The sequence below is a fragment of the Streptomyces iakyrus genome (genome assembly GCF_000717055.1).
Classification (GTDB): domain Bacteria; phylum Actinomycetota; class Actinomycetes; order Streptomycetales; family Streptomycetaceae; genus Streptomyces; species Streptomyces iakyrus.
The window spans coordinates 1-314 of the sequence record NZ_JNXI01000144.1 but is presented as its reverse complement, the minus strand read 5'-3'; the positions used below and the strand labels follow the sequence as shown (position 1 = coordinate 314).

Here is a 314-nt window from a genome sequence, read left to right as displayed (position 1 = left end):
GCGCCAAGAACGCGCTCGCACTGGCGCAATCGATCGTACGGCTGACGCGCGCGCAGAACGTCACCGCCTATGTGCGGGCGGTCGAGGGCCGGATCACGGCGCTGGCGCGCGTGCACACCGTGCTGTCGCTGTCGAGCTGGCAGGGCGCCGAGATCCGCCGGCTGGTGACCGAGGAGATCGCACCTTATTCCGAAGCCGGACAGATCCAGATCGATGGCGCGGAGGTGCAGTTGCAGCCCGAGACCGCGCAGACGTTGGCGCTGGCGCTGCACGAGCTCGTCACCAACTCCGCCAAATACGGCAGCCTGTCGGTG

1 protein-coding gene is annotated in these 314 nt (G+C 68.2%); it reads left to right on the top strand.

Features of this window, described 5'->3' with window-relative positions:
* A partial coding sequence (locus OO68_RS49085) for a sensor histidine kinase (protein ID WP_033314755.1) occupies positions 1 to 314 on the top strand: 314 nt, incomplete at both ends.